The sequence below is a fragment of the Streptomyces sp. NRRL F-2580 genome (assembly GCF_000720115.1).
Taxonomy (GTDB): domain Bacteria; phylum Actinomycetota; class Actinomycetes; order Streptomycetales; family Streptomycetaceae; genus Streptomyces.
The window spans coordinates 14765-39474 of the sequence record NZ_JOIR01000004.1 but is presented as its reverse complement, the minus strand read 5'-3'; the positions used below and the strand labels follow the sequence as shown (position 1 = coordinate 39474).

Annotated in this window: 22 protein-coding genes and 1 pseudogene; 13 read left to right on the top strand and 10 right to left on the bottom strand. The window is 71.4% G+C overall.

All coding sequences use genetic code 11. The features are described from left to right. Positions 1–4 precede the first annotated feature (4 nt). Genes IF88_RS0104910 through IF88_RS0104900 form a run of 3 tightly spaced genes read left to right on the top strand, consistent with a single transcriptional unit; the run spans position 5 to position 3488 of the window. Entirely contained in the window at positions 5–1267 is a 1263-nt protein-coding gene (locus tag IF88_RS0104910; protein WP_030707644.1) for an ATP-grasp domain-containing protein, read from the top strand. A gap of 35 nt (positions 1268–1302) precedes the next feature. After that, a complete protein-coding gene (locus IF88_RS0104905; RefSeq protein WP_030707642.1) occupies positions 1303–2448 on the top strand; it encodes an NAD(P)/FAD-dependent oxidoreductase in 1146 nt (381 codons plus the stop codon). Between the two features lie 35 nt (positions 2449–2483). Further along, the gene (locus IF88_RS0104900; RefSeq protein ID WP_030707641.1) at positions 2484–3488 is read left to right on the top strand and encodes an MmcQ/YjbR family DNA-binding protein; all 1005 of its coding nucleotides are present in this window, start codon (positions 2484–2486) and stop codon (positions 3486–3488) included. Between the two features lie 66 nt (positions 3489–3554). Here IF88_RS0104900 and IF88_RS0104895 read toward each other — a convergent pair whose 3' ends face one another. Then, the gene (locus IF88_RS0104895) at positions 3555–4997 is read right to left on the bottom strand and encodes an NB-ARC domain-containing protein (RefSeq protein WP_107050472.1); all 1443 of its coding nucleotides are present in this window, start codon (positions 4995–4997) and stop codon (positions 3555–3557) included. Positions 4998–5173: 176 nt separating this feature from the next. Here IF88_RS0104895 and IF88_RS0104890 point away from each other — a divergent pair, with 176 nt between their 5' ends. Further along, on the top strand, positions 5174–8395 hold the full coding sequence (locus IF88_RS0104890; protein ID WP_078892719.1) for a BTAD domain-containing putative transcriptional regulator: 3222 nt from the start codon (positions 5174–5176) through the stop codon (positions 8393–8395). A 73-nt stretch (positions 8396–8468) separates the two neighbouring features. On the opposite strand, the gene IF88_RS46430 is transcribed toward IF88_RS0104890, so the two are convergent. After that, complete coding sequence (locus IF88_RS46430) at positions 8469–8633, bottom strand: hypothetical protein (protein ID WP_158754291.1); 165 nt, start codon at positions 8631–8633, stop codon at positions 8469–8471. An 85-nt stretch (positions 8634–8718) separates the two neighbouring features. Then, complete coding sequence (locus IF88_RS46425; RefSeq protein ID WP_158754289.1) at positions 8719–9639, bottom strand: hypothetical protein; 921 nt, start codon at positions 9637–9639, stop codon at positions 8719–8721. Positions 9640–9823: 184 nt separating this feature from the next. On the opposite strand from IF88_RS46425, the gene IF88_RS48985 reads away from it, so the two are divergent. Then, positions 9824–10378, top strand: coding sequence for a LysM peptidoglycan-binding domain-containing protein (locus tag IF88_RS48985; protein ID WP_051836471.1), 555 nt, complete (start codon positions 9824–9826; stop codon positions 10376–10378). Positions 10379–10441: 63 nt separating this feature from the next. On the opposite strand, the gene IF88_RS0104870 is transcribed toward IF88_RS48985, so the two are convergent. Further along, entirely contained in the window at positions 10442–11134 is a 693-nt protein-coding gene (locus IF88_RS0104870; protein ID WP_030707629.1) for a DUF5324 family protein, read from the bottom strand. 175 nt (positions 11135–11309) lie between these two features. Between IF88_RS0104870 and IF88_RS0104865 the strand changes: the two genes are divergently transcribed. Beyond that, on the top strand, positions 11310–11837 hold the full coding sequence (locus IF88_RS0104865) for a peptidylprolyl isomerase (protein WP_030707627.1): 528 nt from the start codon (positions 11310–11312) through the stop codon (positions 11835–11837). Between the two features lie 111 nt (positions 11838–11948). Next, positions 11949–12830, top strand: a complete 882-nt coding sequence (locus IF88_RS0104860; protein ID WP_030707625.1) for a rhomboid family intramembrane serine protease — start codon at positions 11949–11951, stop codon at positions 12828–12830. A 115-nt stretch (positions 12831–12945) separates the two neighbouring features. Here IF88_RS0104860 and crgA read toward each other — a convergent pair whose 3' ends face one another. After that, on the bottom strand, positions 12946–13200 hold the full coding sequence (gene crgA / locus IF88_RS0104855) for a cell division protein CrgA (protein WP_030383881.1): 255 nt from the start codon (positions 13198–13200) through the stop codon (positions 12946–12948). A gap of 91 nt (positions 13201–13291) precedes the next feature. Between crgA and IF88_RS0104850 the strand changes: the two genes are divergently transcribed. The 6 genes and pseudogenes from IF88_RS0104850 (at position 13292) to IF88_RS0104825 (ending at position 17278) form a co-directional block, all read left to right on the top strand. Then, on the top strand, positions 13292–14065 hold the full coding sequence (locus tag IF88_RS0104850) for a DUF881 domain-containing protein (protein ID WP_030707623.1): 774 nt from the start codon (positions 13292–13294) through the stop codon (positions 14063–14065). Continuing rightward, entirely contained in the window at positions 14037–14819 is a 783-nt protein-coding gene (locus IF88_RS0104845; RefSeq protein ID WP_051836469.1) for a class E sortase, read from the top strand. Before IF88_RS0104850 ends, IF88_RS0104845 begins: the two co-directional genes overlap by 29 nt. An 89-nt stretch (positions 14820–14908) precedes the next feature. Then, on the top strand, positions 14909–15085 hold the full coding sequence (locus IF88_RS47180) for a hypothetical protein (protein ID WP_030707621.1): 177 nt from the start codon (positions 14909–14911) through the stop codon (positions 15083–15085). Beyond that, positions 15082–15720 (top strand): aminodeoxychorismate/anthranilate synthase component II, encoded by a 639-nt coding sequence (locus tag IF88_RS0104835; RefSeq protein ID WP_030707619.1) that lies wholly within the window; start codon positions 15082–15084, stop codon positions 15718–15720. The genes IF88_RS47180 and IF88_RS0104835 overlap by 4 nt, the downstream gene beginning before the upstream one ends. Further along, positions 15702–16541, top strand: a pseudogene (locus IF88_RS40035) (class E sortase); the annotation flags it as partial. The gene IF88_RS0104835 and the pseudogene IF88_RS40035, both read left to right, overlap by 19 nt. Before the next feature lie 14 nt (positions 16542–16555). Then, complete coding sequence (locus IF88_RS0104825) at positions 16556–17278, top strand: class E sortase (RefSeq protein WP_030707614.1); 723 nt, start codon at positions 16556–16558, stop codon at positions 17276–17278. Positions 17279–17480: 202 nt separating this feature from the next. Here IF88_RS0104825 and pknB read toward each other — a convergent pair whose 3' ends face one another. The 5 genes from pknB to IF88_RS0104800 all read right to left on the bottom strand — a co-directional run bounded on the left by pknB (position 17481) and on the right by IF88_RS0104800 (position 24710). Beyond that, a complete protein-coding gene (pknB, locus tag IF88_RS0104820; protein WP_030707612.1) occupies positions 17481–19496 on the bottom strand; it encodes a Stk1 family PASTA domain-containing Ser/Thr kinase in 2016 nt (671 codons plus the stop codon). Positions 19497–19691: 195 nt separating this feature from the next. Beyond that, positions 19692–21158, bottom strand: a complete 1467-nt coding sequence (locus IF88_RS0104815) for a peptidoglycan D,D-transpeptidase FtsI family protein (protein WP_030707606.1) — start codon at positions 21156–21158, stop codon at positions 19692–19694. Further along, the gene (locus IF88_RS0104810) at positions 21155–22579 is read right to left on the bottom strand and encodes an FtsW/RodA/SpoVE family cell cycle protein (RefSeq protein WP_030707604.1); all 1425 of its coding nucleotides are present in this window, start codon (positions 22577–22579) and stop codon (positions 21155–21157) included. Before IF88_RS0104810 ends, IF88_RS0104815 begins: the two co-directional genes overlap by 4 nt. Positions 22580–22613: 34 nt before the next feature. Further along, a complete protein-coding gene (locus tag IF88_RS0104805) occupies positions 22614–24074 on the bottom strand; it encodes a PP2C family protein-serine/threonine phosphatase (protein WP_037805523.1) in 1461 nt (486 codons plus the stop codon). 138 nt (positions 24075–24212) lie between these two features. Next, positions 24213–24710, bottom strand: coding sequence for an FHA domain-containing protein FhaB/FipA (locus IF88_RS0104800; protein WP_030707601.1), 498 nt, complete (start codon positions 24708–24710; stop codon positions 24213–24215).

Genomic DNA, 24710 nt, shown 5'->3' with positions numbered 1-24710 from the left:
GAAGATGACGGAAGACGCCAAGACGACCGATGACGGCGTGGTGATCCTGGTCGGCAGCGGACAGCGCGCCTACCGCGAGTACCTGCTCGCGGGCGCCGCCCGCCGGCGCCCGATCTGGATCCTGGACGCGGTGGACCCGACCTGGCAGAAGGAGTACGTCATCGGCTCGACCACCGTCGGGCTGCTCGACCGGGAACGCCTGGTGCCCGACCAGGCAGGGCTGATCAAGGCCGCCGAGGCGGTGGCCGCCGAACACCGGGTGGTGGGGGTGTTCAGCTACGACGAGACGCTCGTGGTGACCACCGCGCTCATAGCCGAGCGGCTCGGCCTGCCCGGACTGACCTCGCGGGGCGCCGACAACTGCCGCAACAAGCACAACACCCGGCAGCTGCTGACCGCCGCCGGACTGCCCCAGCCGCACTTCGCCTACGTGACCGACGCCGATCAGGCGCTCGCGGCGGCCGACTCCTTCGGCTACCCGGTCGTGCTCAAGCCCCGCGGCATGGGGGCGAGCATCGGCGTCATCCGGGTCGACCGCCCCGAGGCGGTCCGCGCGGCCTTCGAGGTCGCCGACGCCGCCGGCCACGGCGGGAACAGCGACTACGAGGGCGGCGCCCTGGTCGAGGAGTGCGTGATCGGGCCCGAGATCAGCATCGACGGCGTGGTCTTCGACGGCGAGTGGACCCCGCTCTTCCTCGCGCACAAGGAAGTGGGCCTGGAGCCCTACTTCGAGGAGACCGGGCACGTGGTCAGCGCCACCGACCCACTCCTCGCCGACGAGGAACTGCTGGGCATCCTGCGGGACGCCCACCGGGAACTGGGAGTCGGCTACGGGATCACCCACACGGAGGTGAAGCTGACCTCCCGCGGGCCGGTGATCATCGAGGTGAACGCCCGGCTGGGCGGCGACCTCATCCCGTACCTGGGCAGTCTCGCCACCGGCATCGAGCCGGGCGAGGTGGCCGCGGAAGTGGCGACCGGCACCCGCCCCGAGTGGACACCGACCCGGTCCCGCACCGTGGGCATCCGCTTCCTCTACCCGCCCCAGAACGGCACCGTCCGCTCGGTCGACGTGCCTGCCGCGTCCGACAGCCCGGGGTTGCTGGAGGCGAACGTCATGGTCGGGCCCGGGACGACGCTGCTGCTGCCGCCGGACGGCTACCTCAGCCGGTACGCCAACGTGATCTGCGCCGGCGACGACCGCCCCGGCTGCGAGGAGCACCTCGCCAAGGCCGCCGCACTGACCACGATCGTCCTCGACAGCTGACCCGTCGGCACCGGAACACGGAAAGGAGGTGTGTGATGTCGGCGAGGGTGACGGTAGTGGGCGGCGGTGTGATCGCCCTGCTCACGGCAGTCGAATGCGTGCTCGACGGACACAAGGTCACGGTCGTGGACCAAGGCCCCATCCCGCACAGCAGAGCCACCTCTTTCGACCAGCACCGGATCCTGCGGGCCCTGCACCCTTCGGATCCGCAGGCCACGGCGGCCGCGCTGCGCGCGCACCACCGCTGGGTCGAACTGGAAGAGCTCTTCCTGACCCGCTTCTACGAGCAGGTCGGCGCCCTCACCGTGCTGCCGCCCGCGGCGGCGGCGCAAGCGGCGGCGATGCTCGGCAACGCCGGAGGCAGCGTCAGCGAACTGACCGCGGCCGGCCTGTCCGACCGCTATCCGCACTTGCGCGTGGACGGCGGTCTCGGCGCGGTACTCGAGGACGAGGCGGGGGTCCTGCTCGCCGAACGGGTCCTCGCCGCGTGCGTCGGCTGGCTGAAGTGGCAGTCCGGCATCGAGCTCATCGAGCACCGGGCCGTGACCGCCGTCGACGGCGAGAGCGGCAACGTACGGCTGGTGGACGGGCGGGTGCTGCACGGCGACGCGGTCCTGGTCGCGGTGGGCCCCTGGTCCCGAGGGCTGATGCCGGAGGGCATCGCCGAACGGCTCACGCTCTTCCGCCAGTCCCTCCTCTACTGCCGGGTGCCCCGGCAGCAGGCGCAGGCCTGGGCGTCCACCCCGGCCATCCCCGCGCTCGGCACCAAGGGGGGAGCCTGGCTGATCCCGCCGGTGGCGGGCACGGCCCTCAAGCTGACCTCGGCCACCGCCTGCCGGGTGGTGGACGAACTCACCGACCACGCCACCGATCCGTACTGGCAGCGCCGGCTGGAGAAGGAGTTCGGGGACCTGCTGCCCGGCTTCGGCCCGGCCTGGGTCACCGCCGCCAAGGACGCCTACTACTCCTCCTTCTCCGAGACCGGCGGACCGCTGGTGGTCGCCCTCGGCGGCGACGCGTACGCGTACGCGGCCTGCGGTGGCACATCCTTCAAGTTCGCGCCGCTCATCGCGCGGTCGCTGGCGGACCGGCTGACCGGCCGGCTCCCGTCGCTGATCGGGCTCGGCGCGCTCGACGGGCCGCCGCTCGACGCGCTCGCCCCGCAGCTCGCGGGCCGGTGAGCGGGCGGCCGAGGGTGGAACCGAAGGAGGACACGGTGGTCACGACGGACGACGTGCGCGGGCTCGCGCTCAGCCTGCCGAGGACCGAGGAGCACCTGATCCGGGACCGCGTGAAGTTCCGGATCGGGAAGATCGTCTACCTCGCGCTCTCCCGGGACGAGACCGAGCTGGGCTTCGCCTTCCCCAAGGAGGAGCGGGCGGCGCTCGTCGCCGCCGAACCGGCGAAGTTCCTCATGCCCCGTGAGTCCGATCTGCGCTTCAACTGGGTCGAGGCCAGGATGGCGGCCCTGGACCTGGAGGAGCTGACGGAACTGGTCACCGAGGCCTGGCGGATGGTGGTGCCGGCCAAGGTGGCGCGCGCGCACTCGGCCCCGGCCGCGCCGCCGCCCCCGCCCGCCCCCACCCTGGCCGAACTGCGGGCCTCGGCCGAGGTCTTCAACGGCTTCGCGGGGGTGGACCGGAGCTGGCTGGCGCTGCGCGAGGAGACCGCGCCCGGTCTCGACCTCGCCGTGGCCGCCCACCGCACCGCCCTGCACCGCTGGCTGAACTCCTGGGGCTGCCGGATCCGCTACCCGCGGGAGGGGGAACCCGACCTGTTCGGCGCCGGGCTCGCCGCCTGGTGGGAGCGCCACCCCCTGCCGCACGCGCCGCTGTCCCGGCTGACCCCCCGCGAGATCTCCCGCTTCGCCCGGGCCTACGAGGAACTGGCCGCGCTGCCGATCGGCCGCCGCAGCCTCGGCCCGACCGCCGCGTCCAAGGCGCTGTACGCCCTGCGTCCCGATTCGGTCATGCCGTGGGACGCGGCCATCGCCGACCGGCTCTACGGGGTACGGGACGGGGCCGCCTTCGCCCGCCACCTGGAGACCGGCCGGACCTGGGCACGGGCGGCGCTCGCGGAGGGCGGCGACGCGGACGAGCGGACCCTGTGCGCCGACATCGGACGGGCCGGGATCTCCCTCGCCAAGATCCTCGACGAACACCTCTACCTCACGATCACCCACGCGGCGGGCAGGCAGGGCCCCGGGCGCTCCGACGCCTGAGCGGACGACGCGCGAAGGCGCCCCGCAGCGGGAGCTGCGGGGCGCCTCCCGGTGGGCGGCCGCGGACTAGCGGGAGACCCGCGCGAGCACCTCGGAGCGCGCCACGGGCACCTGCTCCTCCTCCGTCGGGTCGGGCTGGGCCAGCGCGAACGCCCTGGCCATCGGCGTCAGCCCGTACTGCCCCGGCAGATCGGAGTGTTCGACCAGGCCCGCGTCGAGGAGGCGTTCGAGGAGGTCCTCCACCGGCTGGGCGGAGCGCTCGACCAGGACGGCGAGCGCGTCCGTGGACTCGTACACCACGTTGTCGACGGAGGGCGGGTTCTCGGAGACGGCGAACTGGCGCAGCATCAGGCGGGCCCACGGGGTCAGCAGCCGGTAGGCGCTGTCCAGTCGGCTGCCCAGGCTGTCGTCGCCGACCTGCAGCCGGCCCAGGAAACGGCCGGGTTCCCGCCGTCCCTCGCCGAGCAGCTCGGCCACGGAGTCCTGCAGCATCCACTCGGGCCGGGCCGCGATGCGCCGGCCGGCCAGGTTCAGCGCGAGCGGCAGGTCCCCGCACGCGTCGGCGAGACGCAGGCAGGCGCGCGGCTCGGTGCCGACCCGGTCTTCGCCGATCAGTCGGGCGAGCAGCTCCATGGACTCGTCGCGGTCCAGGGCGGGCAGCCTGATCCGGCCAATTCCGTCCAGTCCCAGGAGCCTTGAGCGGCTGGTGATGACGATACGGCTCTCGGGCGCCGCGGTGAGCAGTTCCCGTACCTGCCGCTCGTGCTGCACACCGTCCAGCACCACGAGCAGCCGGCGCCGGTGGAGCAGCGAGCGGTACAGGCCGATGCGCTGGCCGGGATCGTTCGGGATGCGGTCGGCGGGGATGCCGAGCGCCTCCAGGAAACCGCCCGCGATTCCCGCCGCGTCCTTGCGTCCGTCGGCGGCCGGGTCCAGGTTCGCGTAGAGCTGTCCGTCCGGCAGGCCGGGCGCCAGTTCGTGGGCGAGCCGCAGGGCGAAGGCCGACTTGCCGACGCCGACCTGACCGCTTATCAGCAGCGGTCCCGACGGGCGCTGTTCGCCGTAGGAGGGGGCCGTCAGCGCGCGGGCTCGCTGGAGCAGTTCGATCCGTCCCACCAGGGGATGAGCCTCCATCGGCAGCTGGGCGGGCGGCGGCAGGACGGCGCGCACGTCGGCGGCGCGCAGCTCGTTCTCCTGGTGCTGCTGCACGGCCTTGGCCGCCGGGCGGGCCGCGCCCTCGTCGCCGTCGGCGCGCGCCGCCTCGTGCCAGCGGCGCTCCCAGGTGGCGCGGTCCCCGCCGCAGGCTTCCGCGAAGGCGAGGGCCACCTGAAGGGTCGGGAGGCGGTATCCGGCGGCCGCGTCGGAGAGCACCGAGGCGGAGAACATGGCCCGTGTGGCCATGTCGCGGTAACCGGGACTGCCGGCCGCGGTCCGCAGCCTGCGCAACTCCCGGGCGAACGCGGTGACTGGTCCGGCATCGGGGGCCAGTGGTCGCTCCAGTCTTCCCACACCTTGCTCCTTTGGCACTCGTTCTGTGTCCTGCCAGCTCCTGCGGCCTGCCCATGAACTGTCCGTGTCGCCATTCCCGATCTGCTACCGGATGCTTACCGCGTGCTAGGGGGAACCCCTATGATCCGGGTGACATGACCTGGCCAGGGGTCGTGTTCTTGGGGGGTGGATAGCAGATGCCGGGGGCGGATGCGGAATCCGGGGAGAGACGGAGCGCGGATCCCGTGGGGGGAAGACCGCGTTTCCATGTGCTCGGATCGCTTGAGGGGTGGGACGGAGAAGTCCGGCTGAGGCTGGGGGGAGCGATTCAGGAACGGGTCCTGTGCATGCTCCTTCTGGAGACCGGCCGGGTGGTGCCCGTCGCCCGATTGGTCGAGGCGACCTGGGAGAAGGACCCGCCGGTGACCGCGGCGCACCAGGTGCGCAAGGCCGTCGCCGATCTGCGGCGGCGCATACCGGCCGGCAACGCGGTGATCGCGACCGACGGGCCCGGATACCGCGTGGTGGTGGCGGACGACCAGGTTGACCTGCTGGAGTTCGACGCACTGACCAGGGCGGCGGGCCAGGCCGTGCGGGAGGGCCGGCAGTCCGAGGCCGCCGAGTACCTGCGGGCCGCTCTCGCGCTGTGGCGGGGATCGGTGCTGTCCGGCGCGGGCGGGCCGGTGATCGAGGCCGCGGCGACCGCGCTGGAGGAGCGCCGGCTGGCCGCGGCCGAGCAGCGCTTCGAGCTGTGCCTGGCACTGGGCGAGAGCGGCGAGCTCATCTCCGGGCTACGCGCGCTGATCACCCAGCATCCGCTGCGGGAGACGCTGCGCGGCCAGTTGATGCTCGCCCTGTACCGATCGGGCCGGCAGGCCGAGGCGCTCAAGGAGTACGGGGAGGTCCGCGAGCTCCTCGTCGACGAGCTCGGGATCGATCCGGGACCGCGGCTCTCCCGGCTGTACGAGGCGATCCTGCGGGACAGCCCCGAGCTGGCCGCGCCCGAGCGCCCGCAGCCCGTACCCGTGGCGCCCGTACCGGCCCCGCCCGTACGTCAGGAGCCGGCCGAGCGGGCGGCCCCCGTACCGCAGGCGCCCGAGCCGGCCGTTCCCGTACGGGCGGCCGCCGAGCCCGCGGCGGCCGGGTCGCCGGATCCGGTTCCCGGGGAGCCGGGGGCGCCGGCGGGGCCGGCCGGGCCGGCCGACGCCCCATGCACCCTGCCGTACGACCTGCCCGACTTCACCGGCCGCGCCAAGGAACTGGCCGAACTCTTCGACTACGTACAGGACGAGGGCCGGGGCGCCGAGCGGTACTCCCGGATCGTGGCCATCGACGGCATGGGCGGCATGGGCAAGACCACCCTGGCCGTCCGCGCGGCACACCGCCTGGCCGGGGGGTATCCCGACGGGCAGCTCCACATCGACCTGCACGGATTCACCCCGGGCGGCCAGCCCGTGTCACCGGCCAGCGCGCTCGACAGCCTGCTGCGGACCGTCGGTACGCCGGGCGACCGGATCCCCGAGGACCTGGAGGGCCGCACGACCCTGTGGCGCTCGAAGCTGGACGGCCGGCGGATGCTCCTGCTGTTCGACAACGCGGTCGACGCCGCGCAGATCCGGCCACTGCTGCCGGCCTCGCCCGGCTGCCTGGTCCTGATCACCAGCCGGGGACGGCTGCTGGACCTCGACGGCGTCGAGTGGGTGTCGATCGGGGTGATGGAGCCCGAGGACAGCACCAGCCTGATGACCGAGACGCTCGGCACGACCCGCGTGGCCGCCGAACCGGAGGCCTCCGCCGAACTGGCCGAGCTGTGCGGACACCTGCCGCTGGCCCTGCGGATCGCGACTGCCCGGCTGCGCAACAGGCCGCGCTGGACGGTGCGTTACCTGGTCGAGCGGCTGCGCGACGAGAAACGCCGGATGGACGAGCTGAGTTCGGGCGAGCGCAGCGTCGCGGCGACCCTGCGCCTGTCGTACCTGGCGATGGACGAGGAGTACCGCACGGCGTTCCGCATCCTGAGCCTGTACCCGTGCGCGGGAACCGACGTGTACTCGGCGGCGGCGCTGCTCGGCACGGCCGTCCGGGACGCCGAGGACGCCCTGGAGTTCCTGCTCGACGTCCACCTGGTGCAGCAGCCCGACATCGGCCTCTACACCTTCCACGACCTGGTGCGCAGCTTCGCGCAGAGCCTGCGGGGACCGGCGACGGCGGAGGACGACGCGGCGGCCGTCGAGCGGCTGCTCGGCTACTACCTGACCACCTCCAACGCGGCCTGCGAGGTGCTGTTCCCCGGTCGCGAGCGCCGGCCCACCGGCATCCCGCCCTACCAGGGCGAACGGCCGACCTTCACGCTGGCCGAGCAGGCCGTGAGCTGGTTCGACCGGGAGCAGGCCGGGCTGCTGGCCGCCGTCTCCCTCGCCGAGCGGTCCGGCCACGACCGGTACGCGGCCTGCCTGAGCCGCAACGTCGGCTTCCACCTGCACGCGCGCGGACAGCTCGACGAGTTCTGGAGCGTCGGCCACCTCGCGGTCGCCGCCGCCCGCCGGCTCGACGATCCGGCGCTCCTCGGCATCAGCCTCGCCAATCTGGGCGCGGCCTGCTGGAAGCTCGGCCGCTTCGAGGAAGGGCTGGAGGTGGCCAGGGAGGCGCGCGACACCGCGATGCGCGCCGGGGACCGGCACACCGAGGCGCACAGCGAATCGACCATCGGGCTGCTGCTGTCGATGCTCGGGAGGTACGGGGAGGCGCTGCCCCTTCTGGAGCGCTCTCTCGCCATGTCCAGGGAGCTGGGCAACCCGCGCGCGGAGGCCGAGAACCTGACCACCCTCAGCACGCTGTACGAGCGGTGGGGCCGCTACCCGGAAGCGGCCCAGGCCGCCCGCCGGGCGATCGGGATCGGCCGCGACCTCGGCTACCGCAGCAACGAGATCGTGGCCCTGGCCGATCTGGCCTTCGCCCAGGTGGGCCTCGGCGACTACACGGACGCGCACGAGACCCTCAAGCGCGCCCGCGACCTGTGCGACGAGACCAGGTCGTCGGGTGACGTCGCCCTGGTGCTCGCGGTGTCCGCCCAGGTGGCGCAGGAGCGGGGGGACGGCACGCAGGCCCGCTCCTTCGCCGAGCGGGCCCTGTTCCTCGGCCGTGCGAGCGGCGCCCCGATCCGGCTCGCCAAGGTCGAGAACGTCCTCGGACAGCTCCACATGACGTGGGGGGAGTACGAGGAGGCGCTGGACCTGCACGCCCACGCCCACAAGATCGCGGCCCCGATGAGCTTCCGGGCCGAGGAGGCGTCCGCTCTGGTGGGCCTCGCCCGTGCGGCGGAGGCGCTCGGCCGCTCCCCGGAGGCGGCCGGACACCGCGCGGCCGTCGAGGAGTTATTCGAGTTCATGGGTCTTCCGGAGCACCGCCGGACGTACTGACCCGGCACGCGGATGTGCCCCGCACCGGAATCCGGTGCGGGGCACATCCGCGTGGTGCGCGGGAAGCGGCTGCTCAGCGGGTGGTGGGGCCCGGGGAGGGGGCGCCGGGGCCCTTGTCGTCCGCGAGGACCTCGTACCCGGAGGGCTGACCGGCGTCCGCGGACTGGACCGTCACACCGACGCCGATCACGAGGGTCGCCGCGAAGATCCCGATCAGTCCGGCCAGCTTGCTGCGCATGTGTTGAACCCCCAGGTTGTGTACCGGTGCGGCTCCCGTGTGGTGCGGTGGCCGCTCTCGACAAGACACAGACTGGCCGAGGCCCTTACCGGTCCGTTCCCCTCTCGATCCCGCTCCTGGCCGCGGGCCGGGAACGGCCGTTACCGGCCTGTTCCCGGTCCGGCTCGGTGGCCGCCGCGATCCGCGATCCCCGCGCGCTGACCAGCACGTCCGTCCGTGTGGTGCCCGATTCGTAGCCGGCCAGATCCAGCAGGGCCCGCACCGTCGCGCGGATCCCGGCCTGCTCCGTCTCGTGCAGCGGTACGGCGTTCCCCTCGGGGGTGATGTCGGCGACGAGGTGCATTCCGTCGACCGTCAGCGTCTCCACACGGAACTTGGCTCCCGTCAAGAGCTCTTCGACCAGATAGGGGGCCGAATGGCGGGCGGTGACGGCCTGTTCGGCCCACCGGTCCAGTGCGGGCCGGTCGTGCACCGGAACCGTCCACCAACAGCCCGCCTTGTCCGCCGATTTGATGACCACCGGCAGCGGGAAGTCCTCCGCCAGCGAGCGCGCCTCGGCGACGGACCTCGCCTCCTCGGCGCGTACGGCCGAGGTCCGGCTCTCGTTGAGGATCCGCCGGATCGTCACCACGTCCGGCAGCTGCCCCGAGGGGGTCTCCCGGCATGCGGGCAGTTCCCGCAGCACTTCCTCGGCGGCGGCCGCCGCCCCGCTGCCGAGACCCTTCTCGAGATCGCTCGCGAGGTACAGGACGTGCCCGATGCCGTGCTCGACGACCGTGTCCGACAACAGGGCGCGCAGCGCGGCCGTGTCGTCGAAGTCCACCCGGAGGAGTCGCTGCGGCGGCAGCTCGGCGGGAAGCCGTGCCCGGGGTGGACACGGGCCGATGTCCGCCACCACCCAGACGTCCAGGCCCGCCACGACCGCGGCGTTTACGAGCCCTGGCCCGGGCCTGACCAGCACGACCCGTTCCGCGGACTGGTTGATGATCACAGAAGTCTCCTCCATCGTGTCCCACGATGCTGGCGCCGCGCGTTCCCGGTCCCTTCCCGCCCTGTTCCCGGCCGCCGGCCGGGGCACCGCCGGAGGTCCCCCGGACGGCCCCGTCACAGGGCCGCCCGGCGCCCCGTGTCCGACAGTGGGGGAAGGCACCGAGCCCAGGGGGGCACCATCACGCCGGAGGCGTACGCACATGGGACTCTTCGACTTCCTGAAGTCCGACAAGAAGAAGGAACACGAGGCCGCCGAGAAGGCGAAGGAGCAGGTGGAGCAGCAGTCGGCCGCGCGTGCGACACCTTCCGCGAGCTCGGCCGCCGACGCCGCCGCGGTCACCAGGGCCGCCGCCGAGCGGATGGCGGCCGCCGCACCGCCCAAGCCGAAGCCCACGCCCGCCCCCGCGACCCCGAGCCCCACGTCCGCCGCGCACAAGGCCGTGCCGGCCCCTCCCCAGCCCGCCCCGATGCCGAAGCCCGGTCCCGCGCCCGCCGCGCCGGCGGGCGCCGCACACACCCCCTCCCCCACATCGGCCGCGCACAAGGCCGTGCCCGCGGCCCCGATGCCCAAGCCGGGGGCCACCGCGAAGAAGCGCACGTACACCGTCAAGCCCGGCGACTCGCTCTCCGCGATCGCCCGCCGCGAGCTGGGCAACGAGGCCCGCTGGCGGGAGCTCTACGCCATGAACAAGGGTGTCGTCGGGTCGAATCCCGACCTGATCCGCCCGGGCATGGTCCTCACCCTCCCCGGCTGAGCATCCACGCGGAAGGGGCCCGGATCCAGCCGGATCCGGGCCCCTTCCGTGTGTCCGCGCCGCTCAGCGCTGCGTGTCGTCCGCGGCCGGACCGGACTCGCGTTCCTTGGCCGCGAGCTCGTCGTCGAAGCTCGCCGGAGCGGCGTCCTGCGTCGACAGCTCCGTGGCGGCCGGCGGCTCGACGAGCCAGTCCGGGTTCGACTGCTGGTCCCACCACTTCCACGCGGCGAAGGCGGCGCCGGCCAGCACACCGACCACGACGGCACCCTTCAGCAGGCCCTTGTAGCGCTCCCGCCGCTCGTGGCGCCGCACCAGCTTCTGCACTTCCTTGGCCGAGATCTGGCCGCGCAGCGCCGCGAAGGCCGCCGCGGACCGCGAGGCGGCCTCCTCGGCCACCGGCGTGGCGGCCGCGAGCGCGCTCTCGATCCGCGGCTGGGTGTAGTCGGCGGCCTGCCGCGCGGCGACGCGGGTCTGGTGCACCGCCTTCGTCGCGGCCCGGTCCACGTTCGGCGGCACGTGCGCGCGCGCCGCCTTGAGCCGGGGATGCAGATGGCTGTCGTAGGTCGTACGCGCCTGCCGGGCGGCCGCGTCGGCCGCGTACGACACCTTCGGCGCCAGCAGTTCGTTGGCTTCTTGGGCGTAGTGCACCGCGGCGTCCCTGGCGGATTCCGCGTACGGTGCCACCACTTCCGCCGCGTGCAGGAAACTTTCCCTGGCGCTCTCGGCTGCCAGGCGCACGCTGTCCTTGCGGGTCACGGGGATCCTCCTCCTCGGTGGCGGACACAGTTCACCTTTCCACCCTTCGTCGGATCATGCCTCTCCTATAGCCGACAGGCATGCGTGACAGGGCATACGGGTGGAGGATTTCAGTGCTGTGGAGCGCTCCGTGCGACCATCTGGACCGACAGTGATGACTATGGAAGGCAGATCCGTGGCCGAGAAGCTCTACGCCACCCTGAAGACGACCCACGGCGACATCGAGATCGAGCTGCTGGAGAACTTCGCTCCGAAGACCGTCCGGAACTTCGTGGAGCTCGCCACCGGCGCCCGGGAGTGGACCCGTCCCACCGACGGCCAGAAGACCACGGACCCGCTGTACGACGGCACCGTCTTCCACCGTGTCATCAGCGGCTTCATGATCCAGGGCGGCGACCCGCTCGGCAACGGCACCGGCGGCCCCGGCTACCAGTTCGCCGACGAGTTCCACCCCGACCTGGCCTTCACCAAGCCCTACCTGCTCGCCATGGCCAACGCGGGCCCGGGCACCAACGGCTCGCAGTTCTTCATCACCGTGGCGCCCACCGCCTGGCTGACGCGCAAGCACACCATCTTCGGCGAGGTCACCGACCCGGCCGCCCAGAAGGTCGTGGACGCCATCGCCGGCAGCGCCACCAACCCGCGCACCGAGCGTCCCCTGGACGACGTGATCATCAAGTCCGTGGTCGTCGAGAGGCGCTGACGGCCCCGGGAACCTTTCCGCCCCGCCCGTCCGTCCTGCATGCGTATGAAGTGATGGGGCATACGGGACCGGCGGGGCGCCCCCCTGCCTCGCCGCTGATCGAGGGAACCGATGGACACCGACCGTCTGCCGGGCTGCTACCGCCACCCGGACCGCGACACGGGGATCAGCTGCACCCGGTGCGAGCGCCCCATCTGCTCCGACTGCATGATCAGCGCCTCGGTCGGCTTCCAGTGCCCCGAATGCGTCCGCGAGGGCTCCGGCACCGGGCACCGGCCGACCGCCAACGCGCCGCGGACCATCGCGGGCGGGGTGGTCGCCTCCGACCCCCACCTCGTCACCAAGATCCTCATCGGGATCAACGTCCTGGTCTTCCTGGTGGGCGCGATCGACCCGGCCCTGGCGGTCCAGCTGGAGCTGATCGGCCGCTACCGGGAGTCCGCGTACGTACCCGGCCCCATCGAGGGCGTGTCCACCGGCGAGTACCACCGGCTGCTGACCTCGGTGTTCCTGCACACCGCGCTGTGGCACATCGCGGGCAACATGATCGGCCTGTGGGTCATCGGCGGCCCGCTGGAGGCGGCCCTGGGCCGGGCCCGCTACCTGACGGTCTACCTGCTGTCGGGCCTGGGCGGCAGCGCCCTCGTCTATCTGCTGACCGCGCCGAACACCCCGACCCTCGGCGCGTCCGGCGCGATCTTCGGCCTGCTGGGCGCCACGGTCGTGCTGGTGCGCCGGCTGCGGTACGAGATGCGCCCGGTGCTCGTCATGGTCGCGCTGATGCTGCTGCTGACCTTCGCGCCGCTCGGCACCGGCCTCAGCGTGTCCTGGCAGGCCCACGTGGGTGGCCTGGTCACCGGAGCCCTGGTAGCGCTGGGCATGCTCACGCCCGCCGCCGGCAGGACCCGCGCACTCATCCAGTGGGGGACCTGCGCGGGGGTGTTCCTGCTGGTCGCGGCGGTGATCCTGGCCCGCACGGCGGAACTCACCTGATCACACCGGCGTCAACTCTCCACAGAGTTATCCACAGATCTTCTGTCTTTTCCTCAGCTGTGGATGACGCTGTGGATAACTCATGGGGAGAGCTTCCGTCAGCGGTCGAGAAGTGCTACTTCCACTGCGTGGACACACCGAATCCCGCGGCGATGAAGCCGAAACCGACCACGATGTTCCAATTGCCCAGTGCCTCGATCGGCAGCTGGGTCTCGGTCACGTAGAAGACGACGATCCACGCGAGTCCGATCAGGAAGAACGCCAGCATGACCGGGGCGACCCAGCTGCGGTTCGTCAGCCGGATGCTCTGCGGCTGCCGCGTGGGCGGCGGCGTGTAGTCGTCCTTCTTGCGGATACGTGACTTCGGCACGAGGGGCTCTCCTGTCGATGCGCTGGGGACCTTGCCTGCCCCGGGCGTCCGTTAGCGTAGTGGACCTGTGGCGTTGAAGGAGAAGGGTACGTTGAGCGATTCCGACGACTCCTCCGCGGGTCCCCGTCGCCGGGCCAGGCCGGTCCGGCTGCTGACGGCCGCCGTCTTCGCCCTGGCCGGGCTGCTCTTCGTCACCAGTTTCAACACCTCCAAGGGTACGAACATCCGGACGGACGCATCGCTCCTCAAGCTGTCGGACCTCATCAAGGAGCGCAGCCAGGACAACGCGGAGCTGGAGCAGAGCACCGGCGTGGCCCGCCGCCGGGTGGACGCCCTCGCCGACCGCGACGACGGCAGCACCAAGGCCGAGGACGCGAAGCTGGCCGCCCTGCGCGCGGCCTCGGGCACCGAGGAGCTGTCCGGCAAGGGGCTGACGGTCACCCTCAACGACGCCCCGCCGAACGCCACCGCCCGCATCCCCAACGTGCCCGAGCCGCAGCCCAACGACCTGGTGATCCACCAGCAGGACCTGCAGGCCGTGGTGAACGCCCTCTGGCAGGGCGGCGCCCAGGGCATCCAGGTCATGGACCAGCGGCTCATCTCCACCAGCGCGGTGCGCTGCGTGGGCAACACCCTGATCCTCCAGGGCCGCGTCTACTCGCCCCCGTACAAGATCTCGGCGGTCGGCGATCCGAACGCGCTGAAGAAGGCCCTGGCCGCCTCGCCGGCCCTGCAGAACTACCAGCTGTACGTGAACGCGTACGGGCTCGGCTGGAAAGTGGACGAGCACAAGGCGCTGACTCTTCCGGGCTACTCCGGCACAGTGGACCTCCACTATGCGAAGCCGGTGGCTCCCACCCCGTGAGCGGGTCCGTCGCGACGTCGTACTGCGCCTGGTGGTACGGACGTTCAGCGAGGTGTGCCTGACGGCGGGCACGCTGATCGTGCTGTTCGTCGCGTACGTCCTGCTGTGGACCGGGGTCAAGGCCGATCGGGCCATGGACGGGGAGCGGGCCGGGCTGCGCGACCGCTGGGCGGCGGCGGCCCCGGCGGCCGCGCCGCAGTCCGCGCCGTCCGCGCCGCCGGCGGCCCCCGCCGAGCCGGGCGGACCCGCCGAGCCGGCCGGACCGGCCGAACCGCCCCCCTATCCCGCCGGCCGGGCCTTCGCCGAGATGTACGTGCCGCGCTTCGGACCGGACTGGGTCAAGCCCGTCCTGGAGGGCACGGACGCCGAGCTGCTGAAGAAGGGCCTGGGCCACTACGCCGGCACCGCCCGCCTCGGCGCCCCCGGGAACTTCTCGGTGGCCGGCCACCGGCGCACCTACGGCGATCCCTTCAAGGACTTCCCGGAACTGCGCGCGGGGGACGAGGTCATCCTCAAGGACGAGAGCACCTGGTACACGTACGCCGTGCGGGGCGGGCCCCTGCGCACGCTGCCGACGCAGGTCGGGGTGGTCGCCCCGGTCCCGGAGAAGTCGCCGTTCACCACGCCCGGCCGGTACCTGACCCTGACGACCTGCGATCCGGAGTGGGGCCACAGCCACCGGCTGGTCGTCTGGGCGGAGCTGACCGGGACCCGCGCCGTGGGGCAGGGCCGGCCGGAGGGTTTGTCCGGGTGACCCTCCCCGTCGGGCCGCTGGCTTTAGTCTGTTCGCGTACCGCCCCCGCGGTGCGTTGAACGAATGTGGACGAAAAGGAAACAGGCGGCATGTACGGCTGGATCTGGCGGCACCTGCCGGGCAACGCGTTGGTCCGCGCACTGATCTCACTCGTACTGGTCCTCGCGGTGGTCTTCGTGCTGTTCCAGTACGTCTTCCCGTGGGCCGAGCCGCTCCTGCCGTTCAACGATGTGACGGTGGACGAGGGATCGGGAGCCACTCCGTGAGCGCGCGCATTCTGGTTGTCGACAACTACGACAGCTTTGTCTTCAACCTGGTCCAGTACCTCTACCAGCTCGGCGCCGAATGCGAGGTGCTGCGCAACGACGAGGTCGAGCTCGCGCACGCGCAGGACGGATTCGACGGGGTCCTGCTGTCCCCCGGGCCGGGCACGCCCGAGGAAGCGGGCGTTTGCATCGACATGGTCCGGCACTGCGCGCGGACGGCCGTTCCCGTCTTCGGCGTGTGCCTGGGCATGCAGTCGATGGCCGTCGCCTACGGCGGCGTCGTCGGCCGGGCGCCCGAGCTGCTGCACGGCAAGACCTCGCCCGTGATCCACGAGGGGCTGGGCGTCTTCGAGGGACTGCCCTCGCCGTTCACCGCGACCCGCTACCACTCCCTCGCCGCCGAGCCCGGCACCCTGCCCGACGCGCTGGAGGTCACGGCGCGCACCGAGGACGGGATCATCATGGGCCTGCGCCACCGGGAGCACGACGTCGAGGGCGTGCAGTTCCACCCCGAGTCCGTGCTGACCGAGTGGGGCCACCGGATGCTCGCGAACTGGCTGGTGCGGTGCGGTGACGCGGGTGCCGTGGAGCGCTCGGTGGGGCTGGCCCCGGTGGTGGGCAAGGCCGTCGCGTGACGACGGTCGCGCCGTCCGCGCCCACGGAGGGCCGGGCCGCGCGACGCAGGGCAGCTCAGGAGGCCGCGAAACGGGCCGCCAGACGCACCCGGAGACGGGGCGGACGGCGGCGCAGGCGGCCGGCGTCGGGCGGCCCGGTGGTCATCGCGAGCCGGCTGGGCGGAGAGCTGTTCATCACGGTGGGGCTGGTGATGCTGCTGTTCGTCGCCTACCAGCTCTGGTACACGAACGTCGTGGCGGAGCGGGCGGCGAACGGGGCCGCCGGCTCGCTGCGCCAGACCTGGGAGCACCCGCCGGGCGGTGACGGGGCCGCGGCGCCGCCGGTGACGGCCTTCGAGCCCGGCCAGGGCTTCGCCATCCTCCACATCCCGAAGCTCGACGTGAAGGTCCCGGTGGCGGAAGGCATCAGCAAGCCCAGGGTGCTGGACCGGGGCATGGTCGGGCACTACGGCGAGGGCGCGCTGAAGACGGCGATGCCCTCGGACGAGCAGGGCAACTTCGCGGTGGCCGGTCACCGCAACACCCACGGCGAGCCCTTCCGCTACGTCAACCGGCTGGTGCCCGGGGATCCCGTCGTCGTCGAGACCCGGGACGCGTACTACACGTACGAGATGACCTCGTCGCTCGCGCAGACCCCGCCGACGAACGTGGCGGTGATCAAGCCGGTGCCGGAAGGATCGGGATTCACCTCCCCGGGCCGGTACATCACGCTGACCACCTGCACCCCGGAGTTCACCAGCACCTACCGGATGATCGTATGGGGCAGGATGACCGAGGAGCGGCCCCGCAGCCAGGGTCCGCCGCCCGCGCTGACCAGTTAAGGACGAAACAAGCAGTGTCTCGAGCCCGCCGCCGCGCCGCGGCCCCGCCCGCCGGCAACCGCAGTGTGCTCGCCGGTTTCCTGAGCCTGCTGGGCGAGGTCCTGATCACGGTGGGCCTGGTGCTGGGCCTGTTCGTGGCCTACTCGCTGTGGTGGACGAACGTCCTCGCGGACCGGCAGGCCTCCGCGAAGGGCGACGAGGTCCGCCAGCAGTGGCAGACACCCGCCCGGCCCGCGGAGCCGGGGGCGCTGGACACCAAGGACGGCGTCGGCTTCCTGCACGTACCGGCGATGAAGAACGGCGAGGTGCTCGTCAAGCCGGGCACGGCGCCGGACGTCCTCGACGACGGCGTGGCCGGGTACTACACGGAGCCGGTGAAGTCGGCGCTGCCGTGGGACGAGAAGGGGAACTTCTCGCTCGCCGCGCACCGCGACGGACACGGGGCGAAGTTCCACAACATCGACAAGGTGAGGAACGGCGACGCGATCGTCTTCGAGACCCGGGACACCTGGTACGTGTACAAGGTCTTCGCGGAGCTGCGCCAGACGTCGAAGTACAACACCGACGTGATCAACCCGGTCCCGAAGGAGTCGGGGAAGGCCGCCCCGGGCCGGTACATCACCCTCACCACCTGCACGCCGGTCTACACCTCGAAGTACCGGTACATCGTGTGGGGCGAGCTGGTCCGCACGGAGAAGGTGGACGCGAAGCGCACGCTGCCGGCGGAGCTGCGCTGAGGAAGGCCCCCACGGGCCACCAGGGGCTCCTGCGGCGCCTCCTGAGGCCCAGCGGGCCCCCGGGGCCACCGGGGCCCCGAGCGGTCCCGGGCGGGGCGCAGACGGCCGCGCGGCGGCGGGGTACGGAAAAGGTCCGGCCCTTCTCCCCCGACGACGGGGGGAGAAGGGCCGGACCTGTGTGCCGGGCTTCCGGGCTTCCGTACTACCTGCGGCCGTTGCCGCCCGTCAGGCCGGAGATGAGGCCGCCGCCGTCCTGCTGGCCCTGGGTGGTGGCGATGTTGACGGGCTGCCCCGAGCTGAGCGGGGTGCCGGGCGGCGGGTTGGTCTGCACCACGATCGCGTTGTCGTCCGTCGGGCCGCCGACGATGCCGACCCGCAGGTTGGCGCGCTGCAGATCGTCCTTGTACTGGCCCAGCGTCCGGCCGGCGAAGTTCGGCACCACGGTCGCCGTCGAGGCCTTGGCGATGGTGATGTTCACCGTCTTGCCCACCTCGAGCTGCTGCCCCGCCGCGAACTGCTGCAGGACGACCGTCCCCGGAGCGGCTCCGGGCTGCTCGCCCTCCGTCACGCTGCCGAGCTTGAGCTTGACGTCCTTGAGCGCCTTCTCCGCGTCGTCCCTGGTCTTGCCCTTGAGCTCCGGGACCACGGCCTTGGCCAGCTCCTTGGACACCGTCAGCTTGACGACGGAGTTCTTCTCCGCCTCGCCGCCCTTCGGGTCCTGCTCCAGCACGAGCCCGGGGGTCTGGTCGGACTCCTCGGTCTTGCGCTCGACCTGGAAACCCCTGTCCTTCAGGGTCTTCTCGGCCTCTTCGAAGGTGAGCCTCGTGACGATGGGGACCTGCACCTTGGGCGCGCCCGAGGAGACCGTCACCGTGACCGTGGAACCGTCCTTGACCTTGATGTCGGCCGCCGGGTCCTGCGTGCAGACGTTGCCCTTGGGCTGGTTGTCGCAGGGCGCGTCGCCGCCCTTGACCACCTTGAGTCCGACGTTGTCGCCGCTCTTCTGCGCCTGTTCGAGGGTCTGGCCGACGAGCTTGGGCACGGCGGGCCGGTTGTCGGCCGTCTCGCTGAAGAGGGAGCGGCCGATGAGGATCGCGCCGACGAGGACGAGGACGCCGGCCAGCACGAGCAGGACCGTGGAGGCCTTGCTCTTCTTCTGCTGGCGGCGGTTCGGGCCCTGGTCATAGCCGCCGTGGCCCTGGTCGCCGTATCCGTAGCCGCCGTCGCCCGGGGGCATCGGCGCCATCATCGCGGTCTGGCCGCCTTCGGTGGCGCGCAGGGCGGTGGTGGGCTGGTCGTAGCCGGGCTGCCCGTATCCGTGGCCCTGATCGGGGTAGCCGTAGCCGGCCGCGCCCATGGAGGCGGTGGCGGCGACGGGCTGGCCGTCGAGGCAGGCCTCGATGTCGGCGCGCATCTCGTCGGCCGACTGGTAGCGGTAATCGGGGTCCTTGACCAGGGCCTTGAGGACGATGGCGTCCATCTCGGGCGTGATCTCGGGGTCGAAGTTCGACGGAGGCTGCGGCTCTTCCCGTACGTGCTGGTAGGCGACGGCCACGGGGGAGTCGCCGACGAACGGGGGCCGCACGCTGAGCAGCTCGTAGAGCAGGCAGCCCGCCGAGTAGAGGTCGGAGCGCGCGTCGACCTGCTCACCCTTGGCCTGCTCCGGGGAGAGGTACTGGGCGGTGCCGATGACGGCGGCCGTCTGCGTCATGGTCATGCCGGAGTCGCCCATGGCGCGGGCGATGCCGAAGTCCATGACCTTGACCTGGCCCGTCCGCGTCAGCATGACGTTCGCGGGCTTGATGTCGCGGTGCACGATGCCGGCCCGGTGCGAGTACTCCAGGGCCTGGAGGATGCCGATGCACATTTCCAGGGTGCGTTCGGGCAGCAGCTTGCGGCCCGAGTGCAGCAGCTCGCGCAGGGTGGAGCCGTCGACGTACTCCATCACGATGTACGGGATGGAGATGTTGTCGACGTAGTCCTCGCCGGTGTCGTAGACGGCGACGATCGCGGGGTGGTTCAGCGACGCGGCCGACTGGGCCTCGCGCCGGAACCGGGCCTGGAAGGACGGGTCGCGGGCGAGGTCGGCACGCAGGGTCTTGACGGCGACGGTACGGCCGAGCCGGGTGTCGTGGGCGAGGTAGACCTCGGCCATGCCACCACGGCCGAGCACGTGGCTCAGCTCGTACCGGCCGCCGAGGCGACGCGGCTCTTCCATAACGTTGCAGCCCTCTCCGTCAGTCCCGACCGCACCTGTGTGTGGTCCGGCGGTGTGCTGTTCGCGCAAAGGCTACCGGCCGATCGTCCGTGATCGGTTCGTGGCCACAGGCTGATACTGGACCGGTACCGTACGCTCGGATCCGGGCGGAATTCAGTGAGGTGCGTCACTCCGCTCCGGCCCGTCATTGCTTGGTCACCCCTGGCTGCTGAGCACTGCCTTCATGACCGCCTGGGCGACGGGGGCGGCGAGACCGCCACCGCTGATGTCGTCACGGGCGGTGCCCTCGCTGTCCTCGATGACGACGGCGACGGCGACGGGCGAGGTGCCGTCCGGGTTCTCGGCGTAGGAGATGAACCAGGCGTAGGGGCGCTTCTTGTTGCCCTCGCCGTGCTGCGCCGTACCGGTCTTGCCGCCGACCTTCACGTCCTTGATCTTGGCGTTGGAGCCGGTGCCCTTCTCGACGACGTTGACCATCATCTCCTGGACCTTCTGCGCGTTGGCGGCGGAGAGGGGCCGGCTCATCTCCTGCGGCTCGTGCTTCTCGATGATGTCCAGGTTGGGGGCCGTGAGCTGGTCGACCATGTACGGCTTCATCAGCTTGCCGTCGTTGGCGATCGCGGCGGTGACCATGGCCATCTGCAGCGGGGTGGCCGCCGTGTTGAACTGGCCGATGGCGCTCTGGGCGTTGCCGTCCTTGCCCATCTTCTTGTCGTAGATGCTGGCGAAGGCGCGGACCGGGATGTCGATCTTGTCGTTGTTGAAGCCGAACTTCTCCGCGGTCTCCACCATCTTGTCGCGGGTGACCTTGTCGCCCATGTTCGCGAAGACGGAGTTGCAGGAGATGCGCAGGGCCTCGTTGAGGCTGGCCTTCTCGCACCCGGTGTGGGAGTTGGGCAGCTTGGTCTGGGTGCCGGGCAGGATGTACGGCTCGGGGGTGTCCGTCGGGTCGTCGATGTTCTTGACGACGCCGTGCTCCAGGGCCGCGGCCGCGGTGACCACCTTGAAGGTGGAGCCCGGCGGGTAGGTCTCGCGCAGGGCGCGGTTGACGAGCTTCTTGTCCTCGCTGTCCTTCAGCTCGTTCCAGGCCTTCCCGTCGGCCGTGGAGTTGCCCGCGAAGCTGGAGGGGTCGTACGAGGGGGTGGAGACCAGGGCGAGGATGGCGCCGGTGCGCGGGTCGATGGCGGCGACCGCGCCCTTCTTGTCGCCGAGCTCCTTGAAGGCGGCCCGCTGCGCGTCGGGGTTGAGCGTGGTGACGACGTTGCCGCCCTGCTTCTTCTCCCCGGTGAACATGCCGATGGTGCGGTCGAAGAACAGCCGGTCGTCGTTGCCGGTGAGGATGCCGTCCTCGAGCGATTCGAGCTGGGTGGAGCCGAAGGCCTGCGAGGCGTACCCGGTGACGGGCGACCACAGCGCGCCGTCCTTGTAGGTCCGCTTGAACTTGTAGTCGCTGCCGTCGGTCACCGCGGAGCCGGTGATCGGCTCGCCCTTGACGATGATGTTGCCGCGCTCGGTCGCGTACTGGGCGATCTGGACCCGGCGGTTCTCCTTGCGCGTGCTGAGTTCCTCGGCCTGGACGTACTGCAGCCAGTTCGTACGGATCAGCAGGGCGAGGACGAGCAGCCCGCAGAACAGCGAGATGCGGCGCAGGGGCTTGTTCATGACGGGCGGACCACCTGGGTCATCTCGGAGTCGGGGGACGGGGCCGGGGCCGGTGCCGGTCGGCGGGCGGTGTCGCTGATCCGGATGAGGACGGCGATGAGGATCCAGTTCGCGAGGACGGAGGAACCGCCGGACGCGAGGAAGGGCATCGTCATGCCGGTGAGGGGGATGAGCCCCATGACGCCGCCGGCGACGACGAAGATCTGGAGCGCGAAGGCGCCGGAGAGGCCGATGGCGAAGAGCTTGCCGAAGGGGTCGCGGGCGGCGAGGGCGGTGCGGACGCCCCGCTCGATGATCAGGCCGTAGATCAGGAGGAAGGCCATCACACCGGCGAGCCCGAGCTCTTCGCCGACGGTGGAGAAGATGAAGTCGGAGTTGGCGGCGAAGCCGATGAGGTCGGAGTTGCCCTGGCCCCATCCGGTGCCGAGGACGCCGCCCGAGCCGAAGCTCATGATCGACTGGCCGACCTGCTCGCAGGCGCCGGAGGTGGAGTAGCAGGCGAAGGGGTCGAGCCAGGCGGTGACGCGGGCCTTGACGTGGCTGGCGGTGGCCCCGACGACGGTGGCGCCGCCGACCGACATCAGCAGGCCGATGACGATCCAGCTGGTGCGCTCGGTGGCCACGTACAGCATGATCACGAACATGCCGAAGAAGAGCAGCGAGGTGCCGAGGTCGTTCTCGAAGACGAGGACGAGCAGGCTCATCGCCCAGATCATCAGGATCGGGCCGAGGTCGCGGCCGCGCGGCAGGTAGAGGCCCATGAAGCGGCGGCTGGCCAGCGCGAGCGCGTCGCGCTTCACCATGAGGTAGCCGGCGAAGAAGATCGCGATGACGATCTTCGCGAACTCACCGGGCTGGATGGAGAAGCCGCCGACGCTGATCCAGATCTTGGCGCCGAAGACGTCGGCGCCGAGGCCCGGGATGACCGGCAGGATCAGCAGGACCAGGGCGCCGGCCATGGAGATGTACGTGAACCGCTGCAGGACGCGGTGGTCCTTGAGGATCAGCAGCACGGCGGCGAACAGGGCGATGGCCACCGCCGTGTACATCATCTGGCGGGGCGCCGACGGGGAGAAGGTGCCGAAGGACCGCTTCGCCAGGTTCTGCAGGCGCTCCGACTGGTCCAGGCGCCAGATCAGGACGAGGCCCAGACCGTTGAGGAGCGTGGCCAGCGGCAGCAGCAGCGGGTCGGCGTACTTGGCGTACCGGCGCACGACGAGGTGCGCGATCCCGGCGAGGCAGCCGAGGCCGAGGCCGTAGAGCACCATGCCGGGCGGCAGGCTGCCGTTGATCGCGAGACCCACGTTGGCGTAGGCGAACATCGGGATGACCACGGCGAAGACGAGCAGCAGGAGCTCGGTGTTCCGCCGGCTCGGCAGCTCGATGGCCCCGATGGTGGTCGTGTTGGTGACAACGCTCATGGTGTGGCAGGCCCCCTGCGCCCGCGTATGACTGCTACTTCCCGCACAGGCCGACCAGCTGCTGCTCCTCGGGAGTCAGGCTGGGACCGGGTGTCGGAGTGTTCTGCGCCTCGGCGTTGCGGCGCTCTTCGTCCTTCTTGCAGGCGGAGGCCTGGACGCCGAGGTCGTCGAGCTTCCTCTTGGCGACGTCGAGGCTGCCTTCGCTGATGGTGGCCTCGACCAGCTTCCGCTTGAAGGGCGGCAGGTACTTCAGTTCGATGTCGGGGCGGTCGGTCTCCACCTTGGAGAGCTCCAGCGGGCCGAGCTTCGGGCTGATGCCGCGGAAGAGCGCGACGTGCTCGCCCTTCTTGCCGACGTAGAACTGGGTCTGGGTCCAGCGCCAGCCGGCGTACAGGCCGCCGCCGATGACGCCGATGACGATGAGCAGGATCAGCGTACGGGTGGTCCACTTGCGCCCTTTGCTGCGGCGCCTGCGGGGGTGGTCGTACGTGTCCTCGTAGCCGGAGTCGCCGTCGTAGCCGTCGGCTTCGCCGAAGCTGCCGTAACCGCCGCCGCGCTGGCCCTGCTCGGAGTACCCGTAGCCGGGGGCGTCGCCGCTGCCGGGGGGGCCGAAGGCACCGGCGGGGGGCGGGGCCTGGCGGCCGAGGCCCGAGGCCCGGCCGGCCGGCGTCTGCATGGCGTTGCCGCCGTCGAAGAGCTGGTGCTGGTTCTCGGCGACCGCGCCGACGACCACCGGGGTGTCGCTGACCTGGGCGGCGAGGGTGTCGCCGCTGTCGGTGTCGAGGACGTCGGCGACGATGCACGTGATGTTGTCGGGTCCGCCGCCGCGCAGCGCCAGCTGGATCAGCGACTGCACGGTCTCGCGGGGGCCGTGGTAGTCGGCGAGGGTCTCTTCCAGGGTCTGGTGCGAGACGACGCCGGAGAGCCCGTCGGAGCAGATCAGGTAGCGGTCGCCGGCCCGGACCTCACGGATGGAGAGGTCGGGTTCGACGATGTCGCCGCTGCCCAGCGCGCGCATCAGCAGGGAGCGCTGCGGGTGGGTGGTGGCTTCCTCTTCCGTGATGCGGCCCTCGTCGACGAGGCGCTGCACCCAGGTGTGGTCCTGGGTGATCTGGGTGAGGACGCCATCGCGGAGCAGGTAGGCGCGGGAGTCGCCGACGTGGACGAGGCCGAGGCGCTGACCGGTCCACAGCAGGGCGGTCAGGGTGGTCCCCATGCCCTCGAGCTGGGGGTCCTCCTCGACCATGACGCGCAGCTGGTCGTTGGCCCGCTGCACGGCGGTGGCGAGGGAGGTGAGGATGTCGGAGCCCGGGACGTCGTCGTCGAGCTGCACGAGGGTGGAGATCACCTCGGAGCTCGCGACCTCGCCGGCGGCCTGGCCTCCCATGCCGTCGGCGATCGCGAGGAGACGGGGGCCGGCGTAGCCGGAGTCCTCGTTCCCCTCGCGGATCATGCCCTTGTGTGATCCGGCGGCGAACCGCAGGGACAGACTCATGCGCACCTCGCCGGTCGGCTCCGGGTACAACCGGTCTCGAGCCACACTGCCCACCCTCCGGTCGGGAGCGCGCGCGTGTCCGTGTCCACGGTGGGACGGATCGCCGTCGCGCGCTCGCTCCGCTCGCTCATTCTCGTACTACTTCCGCAGCTCGATGACGGTCTTGCCGATGCGGATCGGTGCGCCCGGCGGAATGGGCGTCGGGGTGGTCAGCCGGGTCCGGTCGAGATACGTGCCGTTGGTGGACCCGAGATCCTCGACGATCCACTGGCCGTCACGGTCGGGATAGATCCTGGCATGGCGGCTGGACGCGTAGTCGTCGTCCAGCACGATCGTGGAGTCGTGGGCGCGGCCCAGCGTGATCGTCTGGCCGGCGAGGGCCACCGTGGTTCCCGTGAGGGTGCCCTCGGACACGACGAGCTTGGTGGGCGCACCGCGGCGCTGGCGCTGCTGCGGAGGCGCGGCCTGGCGGCCCGCCTGCTGCGGGGCGCCCGTGGACCCACCGCGGCGGGAGCCGCGCTGGGTCACTCTCGTCCCGAAGAGATCGCTGCGGATGACCTGGACGGCCACGATGACGAACAGCCACAGAACGGCTAGGAAACCCAACCGCATGACCGTCAGGGTCAGCTCTGACAT

Coding starts and splice junctions, on each gene's coding strand:
- IF88_RS46430 (WP_158754291.1), bottom strand. CDS start 8,633: ATGCGCAGCAAGCTGGCCGGACTGATCGGGATCTTCGCGGCGACCCTC.
- IF88_RS0104905 (WP_030707642.1), top strand. CDS start 1,303: ATGTCGGCGAGGGTGACGGTAGTGGGCGGCGGTGTGATCGCCCTGCTC.
- IF88_RS0104810 (WP_030707604.1), bottom strand. CDS start 22,579: ATGAGCGTTGTCACCAACACGACCACCATCGGGGCCATCGAGCTGCCG.
- IF88_RS0104845 (WP_051836469.1), top strand. CDS start 14,037: ATGCGAAGCCGGTGGCTCCCACCCCGTGAGCGGGTCCGTCGCGACGTC.
- IF88_RS0104910 (WP_030707644.1), top strand. CDS start 5: ATGACGGAAGACGCCAAGACGACCGATGACGGCGTGGTGATCCTGGTC.
- IF88_RS0104815 (WP_030707606.1), bottom strand. CDS start 21,158: ATGAACAAGCCCCTGCGCCGCATCTCGCTGTTCTGCGGGCTGCTCGTC.
- IF88_RS0104805 (WP_037805523.1), bottom strand. CDS start 24,074: ATGAGTCTGTCCCTGCGGTTCGCCGCCGGATCACACAAGGGCATGATC.
- IF88_RS0104800 (WP_030707601.1), bottom strand. CDS start 24,710: ATGTCAGAGCTGACCCTGACGGTCATGCGGTTGGGTTTCCTAGCCGTT.
- IF88_RS47180 (WP_030707621.1), top strand. CDS start 14,909: ATGTACGGCTGGATCTGGCGGCACCTGCCGGGCAACGCGTTGGTCCGC.
- IF88_RS0104860 (WP_030707625.1), top strand. CDS start 11,949: ATGGACACCGACCGTCTGCCGGGCTGCTACCGCCACCCGGACCGCGAC.
- pknB (WP_030707612.1), bottom strand. CDS start 19,496: ATGGAAGAGCCGCGTCGCCTCGGCGGCCGGTACGAGCTGAGCCACGTG.
- IF88_RS0104890 (WP_078892719.1), top strand. CDS start 5,174: ATGCCGGGGGCGGATGCGGAATCCGGGGAGAGACGGAGCGCGGATCCC.
- IF88_RS46425 (WP_158754289.1), bottom strand. CDS start 9,639: ATGGAGGAGACTTCTGTGATCATCAACCAGTCCGCGGAACGGGTCGTG.
- IF88_RS48985 (WP_051836471.1), top strand. CDS start 9,824: ATGGGACTCTTCGACTTCCTGAAGTCCGACAAGAAGAAGGAACACGAG.